The sequence below is a fragment of the Romboutsia sp. genome (assembly GCF_051659545.1).
Taxonomy (GTDB): Bacteria; Bacillota; Clostridia; order Peptostreptococcales; family Peptostreptococcaceae; genus JBOFOR01.
The window spans coordinates 23,898-43,485 of sequence record NZ_JBOFOR010000130.1 but is presented as its reverse complement, the minus strand read 5'-3'; the positions used below and the strand labels follow the sequence as shown (position 1 = coordinate 43,485).

General features: G+C 27.3%; 16 protein-coding genes. 2 read left to right on the top strand and 14 right to left on the bottom strand.

Features of this window, described 5'->3' with window-relative positions; genetic code table 11:
- Positions 1-65: 65 nt before the first annotated feature.
- The 4 genes from mglC to ACRC03_RS07550 all read right to left on the bottom strand — a co-directional run bounded on the left by mglC (position 66) and on the right by ACRC03_RS07550 (position 6,480).
- Complete coding sequence (gene mglC, locus ACRC03_RS07565) at positions 66-1,100, bottom strand: galactose/methyl galactoside ABC transporter permease MglC (protein WP_438651954.1); 1,035 nt, start codon at positions 1,098-1,100, stop codon at positions 66-68.
- Entirely contained in the window at positions 1,084-2,619 is a 1,536-nt protein-coding gene (mglA, locus tag ACRC03_RS07560) for a galactose/methyl galactoside ABC transporter ATP-binding protein MglA (protein ID WP_438651953.1), read from the bottom strand. The genes mglC and mglA overlap by 17 nt, the downstream gene beginning before the upstream one ends.
- Positions 2,620-2,744: 125 nt before the next feature.
- On the bottom strand, positions 2,745-3,779 hold the full coding sequence (gene mglB / locus ACRC03_RS07555; RefSeq protein ID WP_438651952.1) for a galactose/glucose ABC transporter substrate-binding protein MglB: 1,035 nt from the start codon (positions 3,777-3,779) through the stop codon (positions 2,745-2,747).
- An 802-nt stretch (positions 3,780-4,581) separates the two neighbouring features.
- Entirely contained in the window at positions 4,582-6,480 is a 1,899-nt protein-coding gene (locus ACRC03_RS07550) for a glutamine synthetase (protein WP_438651951.1), read from the bottom strand.
- 272 nt (positions 6,481-6,752) lie between these two features.
- Here ACRC03_RS07550 and ACRC03_RS07545 point away from each other — a divergent pair, with 272 nt between their 5' ends.
- Positions 6,753-7,526, top strand: coding sequence for an exonuclease domain-containing protein (locus ACRC03_RS07545; RefSeq protein WP_438651950.1), 774 nt, complete (start codon positions 6,753-6,755; stop codon positions 7,524-7,526).
- Positions 7,527-7,555: 29 nt separating this feature from the next.
- Here ACRC03_RS07545 and ACRC03_RS07540 read toward each other — a convergent pair whose 3' ends face one another.
- The 3 genes from ACRC03_RS07540 to galT all read right to left on the bottom strand — a co-directional run bounded on the left by ACRC03_RS07540 (position 7,556) and on the right by galT (position 9,806).
- Positions 7,556-7,882, bottom strand: coding sequence for a hypothetical protein (locus ACRC03_RS07540; protein ID WP_438651949.1), 327 nt, complete (start codon positions 7,880-7,882; stop codon positions 7,556-7,558).
- Positions 7,883-8,027: 145 nt separating this feature from the next.
- Complete coding sequence (locus tag ACRC03_RS07535; RefSeq protein ID WP_438651948.1) at positions 8,028-8,780, bottom strand: exodeoxyribonuclease III; 753 nt, start codon at positions 8,778-8,780, stop codon at positions 8,028-8,030.
- A gap of 78 nt (positions 8,781-8,858) precedes the next feature.
- Positions 8,859-9,806, bottom strand: a complete 948-nt coding sequence (gene galT, locus ACRC03_RS07530) for a galactose-1-phosphate uridylyltransferase (protein ID WP_438651947.1) — start codon at positions 9,804-9,806, stop codon at positions 8,859-8,861.
- A gap of 438 nt (positions 9,807-10,244) precedes the next feature.
- On the opposite strand from galT, the gene ACRC03_RS07525 reads away from it, so the two are divergent.
- The gene (locus ACRC03_RS07525; protein WP_438651946.1) at positions 10,245-11,468 is read left to right on the top strand and encodes a pyridoxal phosphate-dependent aminotransferase; all 1,224 of its coding nucleotides are present in this window, start codon (positions 10,245-10,247) and stop codon (positions 11,466-11,468) included.
- Between the two features lie 47 nt (positions 11,469-11,515).
- On the opposite strand, the gene ACRC03_RS07520 is transcribed toward ACRC03_RS07525, so the two are convergent.
- The 7 genes from ACRC03_RS07520 to ACRC03_RS07490 all read right to left on the bottom strand — a co-directional run bounded on the left by ACRC03_RS07520 (position 11,516) and on the right by ACRC03_RS07490 (position 19,574).
- Positions 11,516-11,968: a MarR family winged helix-turn-helix transcriptional regulator gene (locus ACRC03_RS07520; RefSeq protein WP_438651945.1), complete on the bottom strand. Its 453-nt coding sequence runs from the start codon at positions 11,966-11,968 to the stop codon at positions 11,516-11,518.
- 152 nt (positions 11,969-12,120) lie between these two features.
- On the bottom strand, positions 12,121-13,632 hold the full coding sequence (gene yjeM, locus ACRC03_RS07515; protein ID WP_438651944.1) for a glutamate/gamma-aminobutyrate family transporter YjeM: 1,512 nt from the start codon (positions 13,630-13,632) through the stop codon (positions 12,121-12,123).
- 170 nt (positions 13,633-13,802) lie between these two features.
- Positions 13,803-15,242, bottom strand: a complete 1,440-nt coding sequence (gene purB / locus ACRC03_RS07510; RefSeq protein ID WP_438651943.1) for an adenylosuccinate lyase — start codon at positions 15,240-15,242, stop codon at positions 13,803-13,805.
- 94 nt (positions 15,243-15,336) lie between these two features.
- Positions 15,337-16,245, bottom strand: coding sequence for a tyrosine-type recombinase/integrase (locus ACRC03_RS07505; protein ID WP_438651942.1), 909 nt, complete (start codon positions 16,243-16,245; stop codon positions 15,337-15,339).
- A 63-nt stretch (positions 16,246-16,308) separates the two neighbouring features.
- Positions 16,309-18,090 carry a UvrD-helicase domain-containing protein gene (locus ACRC03_RS07500; RefSeq protein ID WP_438651941.1) on the bottom strand — a complete coding sequence of 594 codons (1,782 nt, stop codon included), beginning with the start codon at positions 18,088-18,090 and terminating at the stop codon, positions 16,309-16,311.
- A gap of 185 nt (positions 18,091-18,275) precedes the next feature.
- Entirely contained in the window at positions 18,276-18,557 is a 282-nt protein-coding gene (locus ACRC03_RS07495) for a hypothetical protein (protein ID WP_438651940.1), read from the bottom strand.
- A 75-nt stretch (positions 18,558-18,632) separates the two neighbouring features.
- Positions 18,633-19,574 (bottom strand): YbgA family protein, encoded by a 942-nt coding sequence (locus ACRC03_RS07490; RefSeq protein WP_438651939.1) that lies wholly within the window; start codon positions 19,572-19,574, stop codon positions 18,633-18,635.
- Between the last annotated feature and the right edge of the window lie 14 nt (positions 19,575-19,588).

The window sequence follows — 19,588 nt, the reverse complement described above, 5'->3', positions numbered from 1 at the left end:
GAATTTATAGTTATATTTCATTAAAAAAAGCCCTCTAAGTTAGGGCTTTTCTATATTTAAGTCTCTTAAGATTTTTTTGCATATTTTCTTGTATCTAAAGCTACTGCAGCTATTATTATTATACCTTTTACTATAAATTGAAGGTAAGGGCTAACACCTATAAATGCTAAGCCGTAGTTTATAACCTGAAATATTAAAACTCCTGTTATAATTCCTCCTATAGTACCTATGCCACCTGCAAAGGAAACTCCTCCAACGACACAGGCTGCTATTGCATCCATTTCATACATAAACCCTGTATTGTTTGTAGCACTTCCAACTCTAGCTGCTTCTAATGAACCTGCTAGACCATATAAAGCTCCTGCAATTACGTATATTATAATTAAATTTCTTGCAACATTAACTCCTGAAACTTCTGCTGCTTCTGGATTTCCACCTATTGCAAACATATTTTTACCAAGTTTTGTTTTATTCCAAACAAACCACATTATTATCGATATTATTATGGCATATATTATCAAATATGGTACTCTAAAATCTCCTGTTCCTATATTCCCTTGAACTAATTTTGTAAACGCTTTATCAAGTCCTGCTATAGGTTGAGCACCATATGGTGGTCTATCAAAATAAAGTGATGTCAATCCATAAGCAATTAACATAGTACCCATAGTAGCTATAAATGGTGGTGTTTTTAGTTTTGCTACTGCCCAACCATTTACTGCACCAATTATACCACATAATGCCATAGCTATTAATATCGGTACGAATAATGGCAATCTTGGAAGGTCAGGATACATACGATATGCGTAGTCTGTTGCCTGTAGTAAGGATGCTGATACAACTGCAGCTAATCCTATTATACGCCCCGCAGAAAGGTCTGTACCTTGTGTTACTATTATTCCACCTACGCCAAGAGCTATTATTACACGTATTGAAGATTGTGCAAGTATATTTCTAAAGTTTCCTATAGAAAGAAACTCTGGTTCTATGAATATTATTATAATAAATAGTGCCACCAAAACCAATTGAATAGCATTATTTGCAATAAACTCTTTTATTGAATTCTTATTACTTAAATTTTCTTTAACTTGTGGCTTCATAGCTATCCCCCTCTAAAAACTTAGCTGATAATTTCATTATCTCTTCTTGTGTAGTACTTTTTGACTCTACGATTCCTGCAACTCTTCCGTTACTCATCACTAAAATTCTATCTGTTACACCTATAAGTTCTGACATCTCTGATGATATCATTATTATTCCTTTTTCTTTGCTAGCAAGTTCATTTATCAGTTGATATATTTCGTATTTTGCTCCAACATCTATTCCTCTTGTTGGTTCATCTAACATAAGAATTTCTGGATTTGTCAAAAGCCATCTTCCAATTATAACTTTTTGTTGATTCCCACCAGATAAGCTACCTATTTTAGTTTTTGATGAAGGTGTTTTTACATTCATAGAGTCTATTACCCATTTCGTATCATTTTCCATTTCTTTATCGGATAAAAATAACATATTTGACTTATATGCTTTTAAATTTGATATAGTAGAGTTAAATTCTATACTTAATTGTGGAAATATTCCTGTACTTCTTCTTTCTTCTGTAACTAATGCAAATCCATTTTTCATCGCTGTTTTAGGATTTTTGTTAATTATTTCTTCTCCATGTAATTTAAGACTACCTTTTTGTAATTTTCTCATACCAAATAAAGCTTCTACAATTTCCGTTCTCTTTGCTCCAACAAGACCTGCTACTCCCAATATTTCTCCCTTTTTCAAATTGAAACTAACATCCTTAAAGCCAGACTGTGATAATTCAGTTAAGCCTTCTACTTCTAGTATCATTTCTCCTGGTTTATTTTCTTTATTTGGAAATCTTTGAGACATATCTCTTCCTACCATCATACTTATAATATTATCTATTGTTATTTCTTTAGCTTCTTTTGTATCTATTAATTGACCATCTCTCATTACTGTTACATAGTCAGATATTTTTAATATTTCTTCCATTTTGTGAGATATATATATTATAGCTACATTATCTTTTCTAAGCTTGTTTATTATTTTAAACAAATGTTCTACTTCTTTTTCTGTAAGTGATGATGTCGGCTCATCCATTACTATTACCTTTGAATTATAAGAAACAGCCTTTGCAATTTCAACCATTTGCATTTGAGATACTGATAAAGAGCTAACTTTTGCTCTTGGGTCTATATTAATATCTAGATTTTTAAATATTTTTATAGTATCTTCGTACATTTTATATTCATCAATAAATATTCCTTTTTTAGGGTATCTTCCAAGCCATATATTATCTAGTATATTTCTTTGTCTTACTTGGTTTAATTCTTGATGAACCATAGATACTCCATTATCAAGTGCTTGTCTTGTCGTTTGGAAATTCACTTCATTTCCTTCTAGAAATATTTGTCCTGCATTTTTTTGATATATTCCAAATAAACATTTCATTAAAGTTGATTTTCCTGCTCCATTTTCTCCCATTAAAGCATGTACTGTACCTGGTCTTACTTTCAATGTAATGTTTGATAGTGCTTTTACTCCTGGAAATTCTTTTGATATATCTCTCATCTCTAATATGAACTCTCTATTTACATCTTCCAAAAGTTGCCCCCTCCTTTTGACGTATTATAAAAATATATACAAAAATAATTATAGTGCCTAGATAAAATTATATTTCATCTAGGCAGTGTAATCTCTTAATCATTTAATTTTATAATGTACACAATTTATTTAGCATCAGCTATATTATCTTTAGTTATTGCTTTATATGGAACACGTACTGCCTTACCATCTAATTTCCAATCTGTACCATCAATTACATCTTTTCCATTAGCAGCATTTAAAGATAAATCTATAGTAGCTTTACCTTGGCCTTTTGCATCATTTAATACTGTTCCTACAACTTTACCACTTTCTATAAGTGTTATAACTTCTGGTATAGCATCTACTCCTACAACTGGCATAAATTTATCTCCGCTAAAGTATCCTTCTTTTTCAAGAGAAGCTACTGCACCAGATGCCATAGCATCATTATTACAAATTACAAATTCTATTTTATCTCCAAATTTAGCTGTCCAAGCATCCATTTTTTCAGTAGCTTTAGCAGCATCCCACATACCTGTATCTAAAGCTAGCTCCTCTGTTTGTATTCCTTTTGCATTGATTGATTCTATAGAGTACTTAGTTCTCGCTTCTGCATCTGGATGTCCTGGTTCACCTTTTAATAATACGTATTGGATTTTTCCGTCTCCATTTTTATCCCATTTCGCTTTATTAGCTTCCCACTGCTGAGCTATAACTTCACCTTGTATAACCCCAGATTCTTTAGAAACTGTGCCAACATACCAGCACTTATCGTAGCTATCCATAGCAGCTTGATCTGGTTCTTTATTAAAGAATACTACTGGTAATTCAGCGGCTTTAGCTTTTTCTATAACTGTAGTTGCAGCTTTAGGATCTACTAAGTTTATTGCTAATACTTTAACACCTTTTTGTATCATTGTATCTATTTGGTCTAATTGCTTAGCCTGGTCATTTTGAGAGTCATTTATTATTAGATCAGCTTTATCTTTTGCATTTGACTCTAATTCTCTACGTACTGCTGACATAAAGTTATCATCATATTTGTATATTGTAGCACCTATTTTTGGAAGATCTCCTCCTGAAGTTTTTTTATCGTCTCCCCCTGACGAACTACACCCAACTGTACCAAATAGCATCATTGCAGCCATAGCTAATGTTAAAATCCTTCTCTTATTCATCTAAATCCCCCCATTTTTCTCTAGAAACGTTTTCACGTTAATTGTAATATAATATTTTTGATTTTTCAATAAATTTAAAAAATATTATTTTAAGAATTTTACTAAATTTAGCTAATTATTTTAGTAAAATTTAAAAAATATTATTTTAAAAGTCTTATATGCACATATTTACAATTTATTAATAATATATATTAATAGAACAATATAAGTTTTTTGTAATTTATAATGTATAACTATAGAGGAGTTGATATAGCGGTGAAAGATATAAGCAGTTTCTTTGCTCTTTTAGGTTCCATCTTGATTTTATTTTATACATTGTTGTATGTATTTATTGACTTACCATATATATTTAATAATCCTTTCCTAAGAAAAATAAAAAATAATTTATATTCATTCATTAATAAATACAATAATTTACTTATAGTACTAATTTTAATTCCTTGCCTAATACACGCAATTACTATTTGTAGTTTAACTTACATTATAAACTCAGGTTATGTATGTCTTTTTGTACTATTGTTTATAGCTAAAATAACCTTTATGCCCTCAAAAAAAAACACTTACTCTTTTCAATTAAATTTACCTATATATTTACTATTCGCTAGCTTAGTAGTACATTGTATAATAGAATAATGAAAAAATTCGCTTCGCTCATATAGCCAACGGCTCTGCGCGCTGCTAAAAATCTTTTTTACTTTCGCTAAGTATGTTGACGTTGCTTAAATATAGCAACTTATCCACAATTTTTAACATAACATAATATCCTTAAGCGTAAAAAAAGAAGAGGAATTTCCTCTTCTTTTTAATATATATTTTTCTTATATTGTATGTATAATTGTTGTAATTTTTCCATATTTGACTTTAATTCTAGTTGTAAGTCTGATACTGTTTGATAGTCTTTTAGCTCTATTGCTTCTTTTATTTGGCTAAATAAAGATTTTTGAGTTAAAGTATCTTTCATTACGTTAAACTTAATTTCTGAAATAGAATTCCACATAACTTCATCTAATGCATCCATATTTTCTTTATTGTGTAATCTTACACAATTTCTTATAGTTTCCATATGTTTTTCTATTATTCTATTCTTAAGTTCTGCAGACCATTTATATGTAGCTCCAGTTCTAAATGAATCTATTATTGCATCACTAAATACGTGTCCTTGCTTTAGTGATTGTAATTTATCTTCATATTTTTCTAAGTTTTTAATATTTTCATAAACTGTTGCTGGTGGCATACCAAATCTAGAATTTCTTTCTTCTAATGAATAATATTCAAATACATCATTTTCATCTCTATACATTCTATCTTTTTCTAAGTAGAAACTTTCTTGTCCTATGTCTTTAGATAACTCTTTTTCTAAATATTTAGTAGTTAGCTTACTTTTTATAGCCGCTTTTATACCGTCTAACATTGTTTGATAGCATCCAGCTATTACTAAATATGTATTAGAAAGTGGGTTAGGTGATCTTAATTCAAATCTTACTGTTTTAGGGTTTTTTATATCTCTTATTAATCCTACAAGTATAGATCTATTTCTTGATGGAACATCATAACTATGTCCTAATGATGTTACTATACAAACTGGAGCTTCAAATCCTGGAACTAGTCTATTAAATGCATCGTTTGAAGATGCTACAATTGGATTTAATACTTCATAATTGTATAACATTCCCATGAGTGCTCCATACCCAATTTCACTTAAGTAGTCTTCTGTCATATTATTTGGAGCAAATATATTCTTTATGCTTCCATCCTTTAACTTTACACTTACACCAACATGTGTATGCTCTCCACTACCTGCTACTCCATGTATAGGCTTAGCTTTAAATGTTACTTCTAAACCATTTGATGTAAATACATCTTCTATTATTTCTCTTGCTAATAATTCATTATCTGCTGCTTGCAAGGGATTTGAGAACTTCCATGATATTTCTAATTGCTCCATAGCATGTTTTGTTTTACCGTCTATGCTTATAGAACTATTTATTCCCCCGACTTCCTTATGAGCCATTTCTGGACTTATACCTAATTCTTCAAGTATTATTAAACTTTTTTCTAAACAAGTTCTTATTATACCATGAGTTCTTTTCCAATATTGTTCCTTTAAACTTTGAGATACTGCTAATTTTTCTAAATCTGCTTTATCTTCTGGAGTATTTACCCAGAATTCTAATTCTGTAGCTGTTGTTAATATTATCTCTTCTATTTCAGATACACGGTTTATTCCTATATTATTTATTGCATGAGGATACTCTTTAAATAATTCCATAAGAGTTTTTTTAAAATATTTTTCTGATTTTCTAAGAATTCCTCTTGAACATACTTTTTTATTATCATGTATTAAAAAGGCAGGAATTCTAAGAGTTCCTATCGGTAAATTAAGTTCTTCATCTATATGTTCAAAATTATAATCTATAAACCATCTAGAATCTACATCTGGCATTAAGTCAACTTTAGCGTTATTTAATGTTGCTATATTGTATAATTCAACACTTGAACCATCTGTTTGTACTGCAGATTCTAAAAATCTATCGATATCATCTAAAAATAGCTTAACAGGTATTTTTTCATCTGTAGCATTTCCCCCTAAATCAACACCCATTAACGATACAAATTTTATATTACTATGTTTAGTTAAAATATTATGTAGCTCTTCTTTGTTATGCTTATCTTTTTCGATTGTGTATAATAATTTATTCATACTATAACTCCCCTTAATTTATTTGATATAATATTTCCATCGGTAAAATCGCATTAATTTTTTAGTTTTTTATATTTTTTGTTCGTGTTTCTATTTATACTTATTATATATTACATAAATAAAGTTCGCAATATCTTTATTTGTGTTTTTTTTGCAATTTTTATTTTTTATTACTTTACTCAATAGTTTAACATTTTCATCAATATGGGTTATACTAAATTTAGATATTATTTTTAATTTTAATTTATAAATTAGCTTAGGAGAGAAATATTATGGAATATATAGTTTTTGACTTAGAATTCAATCAAGGATTCGATAAAGCGCTCAATAAAACTGTATCTAACGAAAGATGCCCTTTTGAGATCATTCAATTAGGAGCAATTAAATTAGATTCAAATTTTAATATAGTTGATATATTTAACAGTTATGTTAAGCCTGAAATATATAAAGATATTCACCCTTTTGTTGGAAAAATAACAGGTATAACTAAAAATGATGTTTATGATGCACCTAGTTTTACTCAAGTTTATAAGGAGTTTAGAAAATTTATTACTTCTAAAAACCCAATCTTATGCGTATGGGGGACTGCTGATTTAAAGGAGTTATATAGAAATATTACTTATTATAATTTACCATCAAAATCTTTACCCAAATCTTATATAAATGTACAACAATATGCCTCTATATACTTTAATAATCCACCTGGCAAAAGTATTGGGCTACAAAATGCTATACAATCATTAGATTTAGAACAAGATAAATCTTATCATAACGCACTAAATGATGCCTATTATACATCTCAGGTATTTATGAGAATTTACACTCCTAACATTGTACCTGATATATATATATATACTATGGTTAAACCTTCTATGGTTAAGCGCAATCCAAAAAGACAAGTTGATTATGATAATCTATTTAATGAATTTGCTAAAATTTTAAATCGCGATTTGACAGATGAGGACAAAAATATAATTGATTTAGCTTATAAAATGGGCAAGACCAATCAATTTTTGCTAGATGTACCACCTCTAAAAAAAAGATAGACTAAAATTTCAGTCTATCTTTCTTTTATTTAAACATTTATAAATAACATTTTTATCATTTCATATTGAGCAAATTCTACACTTTTAATTTCTCGGCTACTGTCTCTAACTTGTTTATCATTTCCAACTAATACTTCTCCATCTCCAACTGTTGCGTATACTTCATTCAAAATATCTAAAAACATGTCAACTTTTACAGATTCCTCTTTTGACTTTAATAATGTTATGCTCTTTTCTTCATTATTTTTATATATTGCTCCTACCCCACATATGATGTTTTCATCTTTTATGTATACAACTTCTCCTCCTAATGATTTTCCTTTTTCCAATTTATGTCTAAGATCTAATAAATTCATATACATCCCCCTAATAAAATTTTTCTTAAAGTAGTTTTAACAATAAATTATATTTTAAGCTACTATATATTCTATTAAGATCTAATGTAATTTATTAACTAATTCTTATTTTAAATTTTTTATTATATCTAATATATTAATTATATTATTTTAGTACTAATTCTACAGGACAATGGTCTGACCCTAAAATTTCAGTATGTATATCTACACTTTCTAATTTGTTTTCTAATTTTTTTGATGCAACAAAATAGTCAATTCTCCATCCAGCATTATTTTTTCTTGCATTAAATCTATACGACCACCAAGAATATATGCCCTCTTTATTTGGATAAAAATATCTATAGGTATCTATAAATCCTAAATCTAAAAGTTCTGTTAATTTATTTCTTTCTTCATCTGTAAAACCAGCATTTTTTCTATTATTTTTAGGATTTTTTAAGTCTATTTCTTTATGAGCTACATTTAAATCTCCACATACTATTACAGGTTTTACACTATCTAGTTTTGTTAGGTAGTTTTTAAAGTCCTCTTCCCACTTCATTCTATAGTCAAGTCTTTTTAATTCATTTTGAGAATTTGGTGTGTATACTGTTATAAAATAAAATTCATCAAATTCTAAAGTTATTACTCGTCCTTCGTTATCATGTTCTTCTATTTCTATTCCATAAGTTACTTCTATCGGTTGTTGTTTTGTAAATATTGCTGTTCCTGAATATCCTTTTTTCTTAGCATAATTCCAATATTGATGATAACCTTCTAACTCTAAATTAATTTGTCCTTCTTGTAACTTTGTTTCTTGTAGACAAAATATATCCGCATCTACTTCTTTAAAAAAATCTATAAAACCTTTTTCAACACATGCTCTTATGCCATTAACATTCCACGATATAAATTTCATAATTTCCTCCTATTTAAAGCTTTATACAATTATTTTACCCAATTATCTACACATATTAACATATTGGTAGTATATTTATTAAAATCTTATTTTTTGTGCAAATTCATCTGGATTTATTGATGATACATATATTCCACTCCCTAATTCAAATCCTCCAAAGCTATATTTTCTAGGATATATATGCATATGAAGGTTAAAGTATTTCTCTGACTCTATATTTATTGGATGAGTATGAATACATAAATTAAAAGGAGAATATCCATTTACTTTATATAAGTTTTTAAATAACTTATTAAACATTGACGATAATTCTTTTATATGTATATCATTCAGTTCTTCAAATCTTATTTTTTCTTTAAGTATTACACGTATTTCTCCTGTGTATTTCGTTACATAAGGTACTATTACTAAAAATTTATCATTATTATGAACTATTCGTTTTTCAAATTTTATCTCATTATCTATTACATCAAGATAAATACAGCTATTATTTTTATCATAATATTCCTTAGCAATAGATATTTCATTTTCTATTTCCGGCGGAATTATTGATAATGATATTATTTGAGAATGAGGATGATCTAAAGATGCCCCAGCCTTACTTAAAAAGTTTTTAAATACACTTACATACTTTATTTTTGTATCTTTTATTAAATTTTCATATCTGTCTTTATACATTTTAAATAAGTTTTCAAATTCTACTTTACTCATATTATAAAAACTTCCATTATGTCTGTATGTATCTATCATAACTTCATGAATGCCGTAGATATCACCAGGAATATCATCTACAATTGGAAATTTATTATTAGTAGATCTTACAATCCACCCATTTTCATCTTCTATTTTAAATGTATCCTTTGGTGTTTTCTTTTCATTACCCCTACAAAAAGGACATTCTACTTCATACTCTTTATTAACTTGTATTTCGTATTCCATTAGATGATTATCTTTAGGTCTTTTAGCCCTATCTGTAGCAACTATTACCATATCATTATTAATCCAATCTATCCTTACTTCTTTCACCGTCTACACCTCTTAGTTACCATCTTTTAATTTTATTATACTTTGATACTTTGATAAATAATTATATATTTTTATAGTTACTTTAATATTATAACTTATTTGCTTTTTATTAGTTATTTTTATAATAATAATTTTAAATATTATTTTAAAATATTAAAATTTAATTTTTTGATTATATGCTATATTTTGCTTTATTTCGATTGTTATCTTAAGTTATTTTGTATTTACTTGCATCTTTTAATATATTATCTTTATTTTATCTGTATTAAAATGTAAAATTATTATATTTCACTTAATATTTTGTAATTTTATAGAGGTTTTTAATGTCTGTATACATACTGTTTTGTAATGATTTTTGTAATTAACTATGCTACTATAATCTTAAATCTAATATATAACATAAGTTTTTTATGTTCAGAATAATAGGGGGTAATTTAAATGAAATATTCAGATAGAATAACTGCTATGCAGGCTTCTCCCATCAGAAAATTGGTTCCTTTCGCTCTTCAAGCAAAGGCTCGCGGAACTAAAGTTTATCATTTAAATATAGGTCAGCCAGATATTAAGACTCCTCAAGGGTTTTTTGACGCAGTTAAGAATTTTGATAGTGAAGTGTTAGAATACGCTGGTTCTCAGGGTATTCCTGAATTAATTTCTGCACTTCAAAAATATTATACTACATATGATATGCACTTTGAAGAAGATGAAATCTTAATAACAAATGGAGGTAGTGAAGCTTTACTTTTCACTATAATGGCAATTTGCGACCCTAATGACAATTTACTAGTTGCAGAACCATTCTACACTAATTATAACGGTTTTAGTCAATGTGCAAATGTATTTGTCAATCCAGTAACTACTAAAGCTGAAGATGGATTCCATCTTCCATCAAAAGATATTATAACATCAAAAATTAACGCTAAAACTAAAGGTATATTACTATCTAATCCTGGAAATCCAACTGGTACAGTATATACAAGAGAAGAAGTTGACATGATTGCTAATATCGCAAAGGAAAACGATTTATGGATAATAGCAGATGAAGTTTATAGAGAGTTTGTTTATGAAGGTCTTGATTATACTAGTTTCGGAAACTTAAAGGAAGTTGAAGATAAAGTAATTATAATCGACAGTGTTTCTAAGAGATATAGTGCTTGTGGTGCGAGAATAGGTTCTATAGCTTCTAAAAATAAAGGTCTTATAGCTGAAATTCTTAAATTATGTCAAGGTAGATTATGTGTATCTACTTTAGATCAAGTTGGTTCTGTTGAATTATACAATACTCCTGCTGCTTATTTTACTGATGTTAATGAAGAGTATAGAAAAAGAAGAGATGTTTTATACAATGAATTAATGAAAGTTGACGGAGTTATATGTGAAAAACCTACTGGAGCATTTTATATAGTAGCAAAACTTCCTGTAGAAAATGCAGAAGATTTTGTAATTTGGATGCTTACTGATTTTAATAAGGATAATGAAACTGTTATGGTTTGTCCAGCTGAAGGATTCTATGCTACTCCTGGTCTTGGTAGAGATGAAATAAGATTAGCTTATATTTTAAATGAAGATGATCTTTTCAAGGCTGCTACTATACTAAAAGAAGGCCTTGAAAAATACGTAGAATTAGCTAAAAACAAAGAATTAGCTTCAACAGAAGCTTAATAATAAATCCAAAAGCAACCAATTTTATTGGTTGCTTTTAAAGATTCTTAATTTAATTCTTCCTTATTTAAAATATACTGTAAAGTATTTATTGCCTCTATGTATTTTCCTTGGTCTTCTTCTGTTAACCTAAAAAGCTTTTCCTCTAATCTAACATTTAACTTATTCATAAAATCAGAAGCTACATCTATTCCATTTTCAGTTATAGTTATTAAATACTTTCTCCTATCAGCTAAATCCTTTTCTCTTAACACATATCCCTTTTCTGTTAAATCATCTACCATGCTAGTTAAGCTTCCTTTTTCTATATTTAGCTTAGCACATAAATCAGTCATACTTATAGCTCCATTATTCTTTACGAACATTAATGCTCTTAACTGTGTTTTATTAACATTGTAACTATTAGAATATTCTTTTAAATATTCTAGGTAAAGACTCGAATATATCTTTGGAAATGTCTTAGATAAAAAATTTATTGTATCTGATACTATACATTTCATTTTATCACCCCAGTTGTTAGTTTATTAACTTTTCAATTCCTTTTTAGTTTACATTAAAATCTTTACTAGTACAATACTTTTACTTTTAAATATATTAAAAGTACAGTATACTGTAATATTGTATACTGTACTTATTTTTTTCTAAGCTTAATCTATTTAACTTTTTTCTCATACCTATTATATAGAACAAATGCAATTATAGTGAATATTATCGGTCCTGCTAACATGAATATTGTATTAGTATTTAAAGACATACTTGTTATTGAAGGTTCTATTATTGTAAACACGTTAGCAAATCCCACAACTACACTTACTATTATTGATGCAGTTAATGCAGCACCATAAGATTTGTAAACAACAAATGGTTTTTCTGCTTCTCCAGCTAATTGTTTTTTCTTAAAAGCTGGGAAAGCTGCAGACAAGAATATATATGGTATAGTCATTGCAACATTTGTCATAAGTGCTAATATGTCGAAAAATGCACTACCATTACTCCCTCCAAATGATATTATAAGTATTATTACAATTGTTATTATTGCTTGTATTTTCATGGCATTTATTGGCATGCCATCTTTTATTTCACCTATTTTACCAGGCCATAATTCCTTTGGTGAACCTTCTATCAACGTTTTAAGAGGTGAGTAAGTTAAAGTGAAAAATGCACCTGTAAATGCTAAGAACATTGATAATCCTACAAATCTAGCAAACCATAGTCCCATTGTTATAGCTGAAGTATCTGCCATACCAAATACTTTACCTAGTTCATACCCTAGATTTTGTATAGTTATATATGCTACATTGCCCATATGAACAGTGTCTACCGATAGTACTTTTTCCCAGTTTGTAAACATACCACAAGAAAATATACCGAACGCATATCCTATTGCAATAACTATTGCTGCTATTGTAAGGCCTTTAGGAAATGTTTTTTCTGCATTTTCTGTTTGGTCAACTAATCCACCTAAAACTTCTAATCCACCAAATGCAAATATTGCAAATGTTAAAAAGGATAACATAGATATAGGTGTTTGATAAGCTGGATTTGGTGACATTGTAAAGCTTTTAGCTACATTTGTTATCGGCTCTGCAAATTGGAATCCATTTAAAGCTAGTACTAAAAATCCTCCTACTAATAGTACTATATTTAATAATACTACAGCTGAACCTCCTATAGAAGTTATTTTAGTTATTTTTTCAACACCTTTAGTTGCTATATATGTAACTAAAAGTATCCATAAGCATCCTAAAATCCCTAAAATTTGTGTTGATCCTAATCCCATAAATGTTAATTCTGTAGTTCTATCACTTCCAAATATTGCATTAGATAAAGGTATCCATATACTTGATGATACATTTACCATCCATATTATATAAGATGCATACCACATAAAAGTTCCTATAAATGCATATTTAGAACCTACAGATTTCTCCATCCAAGAGTATATACCTCCACTTTCTTTCTTGTATGAAGCTCCAAATTCTGCCATCATAAATGCATATGGTATAAAAAATAAAATTGAACTAAGTACATACCAAGGTATAGCTGCGTATCCCATTAAGAAAAATGCTCTAGGCATATTAGCAAATCCAAATACAGATGTAAATATCATAAGTATTAAGGATGCAAGAGTTAATTTTTTACTATTATTCGTATTTCCTGCCATTATAATTCCTCCTTACTGAATATGCTATTACTTTTTGCAATAATAACCAATTTAATTCATATATAAGGTAATTTTTTAAAAGAAATATTTGGAATAAATTTTAATTCGATAGACTTTATTTGCATATACAACTATACACAAAAAGTGCTGATTAAATCAGCACTTTTATTTTACACATGTAAATCTATTTTTAATCCTATTGATTGCTTATAATCTTTTATTGCTGGCTCTATTACTTCATTTACAAACTCAACCACTTGCTCTGGTGCTCTACCAACAAAGTTTTTAGGGTCCATTATAGATAGTATTTCTTCCTTGCTCATTTTGAATGTAGAATCTTCCATTATAAGCTCAATTAAATTATTATTTTTTCCTTCATGCTTAACTCTATAAGCTGCCTTCATAGAGTATTCTCTTATTATTTCATGTAAATCTTGTCTATCTCCGCCTCTTTTTACAGCTTCCATAAGTATGTTTTCTGTAGCCATAAAAGGAAGTTCTTCGTTTACATGTTTATTTATCATATTTTCATAAACTACTAATCCATCAGTAACATTTACACCTATTTCAAGGATTGCATCTGCCGCCATGAAAGCTTGTGGTATTGCTAATCTTTTGTTGGCTGAGTCATCTAATGTTCTCTCTAACCACTGAGTAGCTTGAACTAAAGCTGGACTTAAACTTTCACCTATTATATATTTTGATAATGATGCTATTCTTTCACTTCTCATTGGATTTCTTTTATAAGCCATAGCTGATGAACCTATTTGATTTTTTTCAAAGGGTTCTTCTAATTCTTTTAAGCTTTGTAAAAGTCTTATATCATTAGTCATTTTATGCATACTTTGAGCTATTCCACATAATATACTAATTACTTGATAATCTAATTTTCTTGTATATGTTTGTCCACTTACGGCATATGAAGATTTATATCCCATTTTTTTACAAACTATTTTATCAAGTTCTTTTACTTTTTCATGATCTCCCTCAAATAAACTTAAAAAACTAGCTTGAGTCCCTGTTGTACCCTTAACTCCTCTAAGCTTCATGTTATCAATTCTGTAATTTAAGTCCTCTAAATCTATTATTAAATCTTGTGCCCATAACGTAGCTCTTTTACCTACTGTTGTAAGCTGAGCTGCTTGGAAATGAGTAAATCCTAGTGTTGGTATATCTTTGTTTTTAATTGCAAATTCTTTTAAGTTATTTATTAAATTTACTAATTTAACCCTTATAAGCTTTAATCCTTTTGTCATTTGTATAACATCTGTATTATCACCAACATATGCTGAAGTTGCTCCTAAATGTATTATCCCCTTCGCTTTATCACATTGTAATCCATAAGCTTTTACATGACTCATTACATCATGTCTTACTTCTTTTTCTATTTTTTTAGCTTCATCAAAGTTTATATTTTCTATATTAGCTCTTAATTCTTCTAATTGCTCATTAGTTATATTTATTCCTAACTCTTGTTCACCTTCTGCAAGAGCTACCCATAATTTTCTCCAAGTTGAAAATTTAAATTGTGGAGAGAATATATAACTCATGTCTTTGCTACAATATCTATCTGTCAATGGATTTGTATATGTAGTATATTTATTTTCCATGGTAATTTGCACCTTCCTTGTGTCTTTTTATATACTAATTATATAAAACATTACGAACTATAACAAGTTTTTTTTTATTTTTGTTCATATATGCTTATTTTTTATTTATAACCATATTATCTTTATCAATGATATAATCTATACTTTCGCTATCAACAAAGTTTAATACATACTTGTATCTTATCGCATAGTATTTGTCACTCCATCCTAGTTGCTTCTTTATATCTTCTTCATCTGCACCTAATCTTAAACTTATTGCTGCAAAGGAATGTCTAAAATCTTTAGATGAATATTGAGATAAACCTGCTATATCTAAAGCTTTTTTTACTATTATTCTTACATTTCTATCTGTTATAGAATTACTTTTTTGAGTTGTAAATACAAAGTCATTTGTAGGCATTATTACTTCTGATAAACCAGAATAGTTTCTATAATTCTCTATTAACCTAAAGCAGTATGGATGAAGTTTTACTACTCTCTCTTTTTTACCTTTGCCTAATCTAGCATAATAATTGTTGCCCTCATCTACTATAAAATCCTTCCATTTTAAGTTAACAAGTTCATTTAATAAACATCCAGTTGTAACTAAAAATACAATTATTGCTCTATCCCTAATATTTAGCTTGTGAAGACCCTCTATTAGCTTATTTATTTCTGATATACTTAGTACATCATCTTTAGTCTTTATTCTAGTTACAACTGGTTTTTCAACGTATCTAAATGGATTTACATCTATATACTCTTCTTTCTTTAAAAAATTATAAAAACTATGCAAATAACTATATATCTTTTCACATGTAGATTTGGCGTATTTTTCCTTAATATCAGCTATAAATATGCCACAATCTTCTTTTGTTGCATAAACAAGTTCCTTTTCATCTAAAAATTCTTTGAATAAAATCACCTTAGATAGATAATCATGACTAGTATTTGGATTTAATTTGTTAGAAAACTTTTTAAAAACTTCATATTCTTGTTCGTCTAATTCTATTGTAGTATACATAATATCTCCTTTCTATTATTTGACTTATCTTGTTTAAGATAAAAGAAGCACAAATGTGCTTCCTTAATTTTTTGATTCTATCAGAAGCTTTATTATATCACTACTCTGTTCATTAAAAGTAGTTACTATACTTAAATAATCACTCGCTCTATTTATAGCCAAATATATTTTATTCAAATCACCTATAAAATCATTTATTTGATAATCTTGAGTAGTGTCATGTATAGTATGATTATATAACATCTCTAATTCACAAATTATTACAGCCTTATATTCTAAGTTTTTAATTGTGTATATATTAGATATTGTAACTCCTACTTTCTTACTAAGATTAGTTAAGTTATCTTCTGCATATATATATGGTATCTTTGCTTCTTCTAAAGCTTTTTTTAATATATATTGAAAATATATAGTTTTACCATTTTTTAATTTTTTCTTGTTAAAAGGATAAATTATAGCTATATCTGAATAGTCTAATCCTTTTTTATTTATTAAATATTCTATCTCCCAACGTACAGAACTTATTTGCTCTTCTAAATCACTTACTTTCATTATATCTACAGTTTTATTACCCTCTCTTATAGACTCTGTGTAATAAAACTCATTGTTATGCAGATTACTTCTCAATGAATTTATATATTTATTTGCATTTTCTGAAAACTTATTTATAAATTTTACTAAATCATTTGACTGTCTGTAATTTTTTGATAAAATTATTTCTTCCTCAAATATTATTTCTTCTAAATTATTTTTAAATACGTTTAAATCATTGGATATATTCAAAGACTCACACTTAAATGCATTGAAAATAAATTTTGTTTTATATAAAAATTCTGTGATAAAACTTATTTCCCCTTTAGAAAAACTCTCTATTTCATCAACAAATATGCCTTTGAAAATATTCTTATTTTTGATAATATTTTTAGCCTGTTTTACTAAATTATTAAATGCCTTTTCATAATCATTTTTTAGCATCGAATAGTCTATTATTAAATAATATTTTTTAGCCAATTTAATTACAAATGAATTAAAAGTATGTATATCTATATTATTATTTTCTTTGTATAGTAATTGGACTTTTTCTCGTAATTCATTACATTCTTGTTTCGAATGTGTTAGTATTAAGAATTTATGATGAGGATAAACTCTTGCTAACTTCATAACTCTAGCTAACATTATTGTAGTTTTACCAGTTCCTGATCCTCCCGTAAATAAAGCATTTCCATAATTTATAGATATAGTATTAGCTATTTGGCTACCATCTAGCATAGTTGCACTATACTTATAATCATCACTATAAAAAGATATCTTTTTAAATTGTTCACTTAAATGCAGTTTATCATTTAATACATAATATTCTGGACATATATCTAAAATAAATAAATTTAAGTCTATTTCATTATTGCTTTCTTTTAAATAACAATTTAAATTTTCTTCATGGTTTATTATTTCTGATAGCTTATTTTTATCTATCACATGATTATTTATAAATTCATTAAGTTCATATTCTTCATTAATTTCAATATAAGGCATTATAAAAATATAATTAAAACTTATATTACTTTTCATTTGTTGCATTCTAAGTTTTAAAAGTTCATTTTCTTCATTCATCACTTCTAACAACTCTTCATCTAAAATGCAAAATAAATCTTCTGTTGTCTCCATAAATTTTATAAACAAGATTTTATTATCTTGTATATACAACATATCTGTATTAATTCCTTTAAAAGGAGTAACTTTTGGTACTATACTACTATTTGCCTTTACTTTTTCATAAAATATTTTTTCAATATCTTTTATTTTTAAAGCATCTAGTTGAGAATTAATGTTTATATACTGATTCACCTTACACTCCCCCTTATTTTATAATAATTATATCATTTTAATTTATAATTTGCTATATTTGGTTATTTATATACCTAAAATTTATATATATTTTGAAATATTTTTAATATTTCTATTTTTATTTAAATAAATTTACCATTACTTTAATTTCAAAAAAGGAGAGTATACTATACCCCCCCTTTTAATTACATTTTATAATTTTTCTCTAACCATATGTTCATTTTTCTTCTTACTTCATTTTCTTTTACTTCATCAAACATAGCATCCTTTATTGTATATGTTTGAACTAAGTTTTCTACATTTGTAGGATACTCTAAAAATGCACCATTTCTATTTTCAAAGCCTATACTCATTATGTCATATTTTTGATTTGCTTCATTAAGTACTACTCCATATTCAACTTCTTTACCTATATTATCACTTTTTACAATTTTTACATATTGGTTCTTTGCTAATTTATTTAACATATAATCATCCTTCCTTAGTTTTATCTTTATTATTGCCAATTTATCAATCTATCATATATTTTTTGTGGAATTTATTTATAAATCTCTACCTTGACCTGAATCAGTTATATTTATAAGTTCTTCAGGGTATGGATTAAAGAATGTTTGGTTTATAACTTCTTTATCACTAAATCTTAATGCATATATTCTTATTGCTATTGCCAAAGCACTGAAGGGAATCTTTTTTTGTTCATAAGATTCTATAAGACTATTAAACATTTTAATCTCTTCATAATTTAGTCTATTTCTATATTTTTCAAATATATTTTCTATAATTTCTAGTTTTCCTCTTTTATTTCTATTCCCACGAATTATATTGTAAATAATATCTTTGTATTTTTTATTATTTTCCTCATTTATGTTTTTGCTTAAAATTATTTCATTTAATTCTTTAGTTTTTTCTTTATCATAAGATTTTAATAAATATAAATTTTCATTATGAAAATTTACAATATTATTGCACTCTTTCATTCTATTAATAGTAAACACTTTAGTAAAAAAGTTATCTCTTATACTATAATTTTTTAATCTCCCTTCATTTTCAACCGGTAAATAGTTATATTTTTCTAATACTTCTTTAGAAAAAAATCCATTTGCATTACTATGAACACTACATTTATTTCCCTGATGATAAACTTTTACATCTTTTATTCCACAAGAAGGAGATTTACTTTTTAAAATAAATCCATCAACATCTTCTATATTTGAAATAAAGTTTTTGGTAAATTTATTCATTTGTTCTGTATAGTCGTAGTTAGACTTGTGTTGTATAAGTCTATATTCTTCTTTTTCTTTATTAGTTTCTATTCTTATAGGATCTCTTGGTATCGATAATCCAATTTCTACTTCTGGGCAAACTGCTTTTATATCAACATATTTTTGCAAAGATTCTATAACTTTATTGTTATATCCTTGACCATCATATCTGCATTTTTCAAAATTCAAACATTTACTAACTATTATTTTAGGCTTTCTCATAATAACTTTTTCAC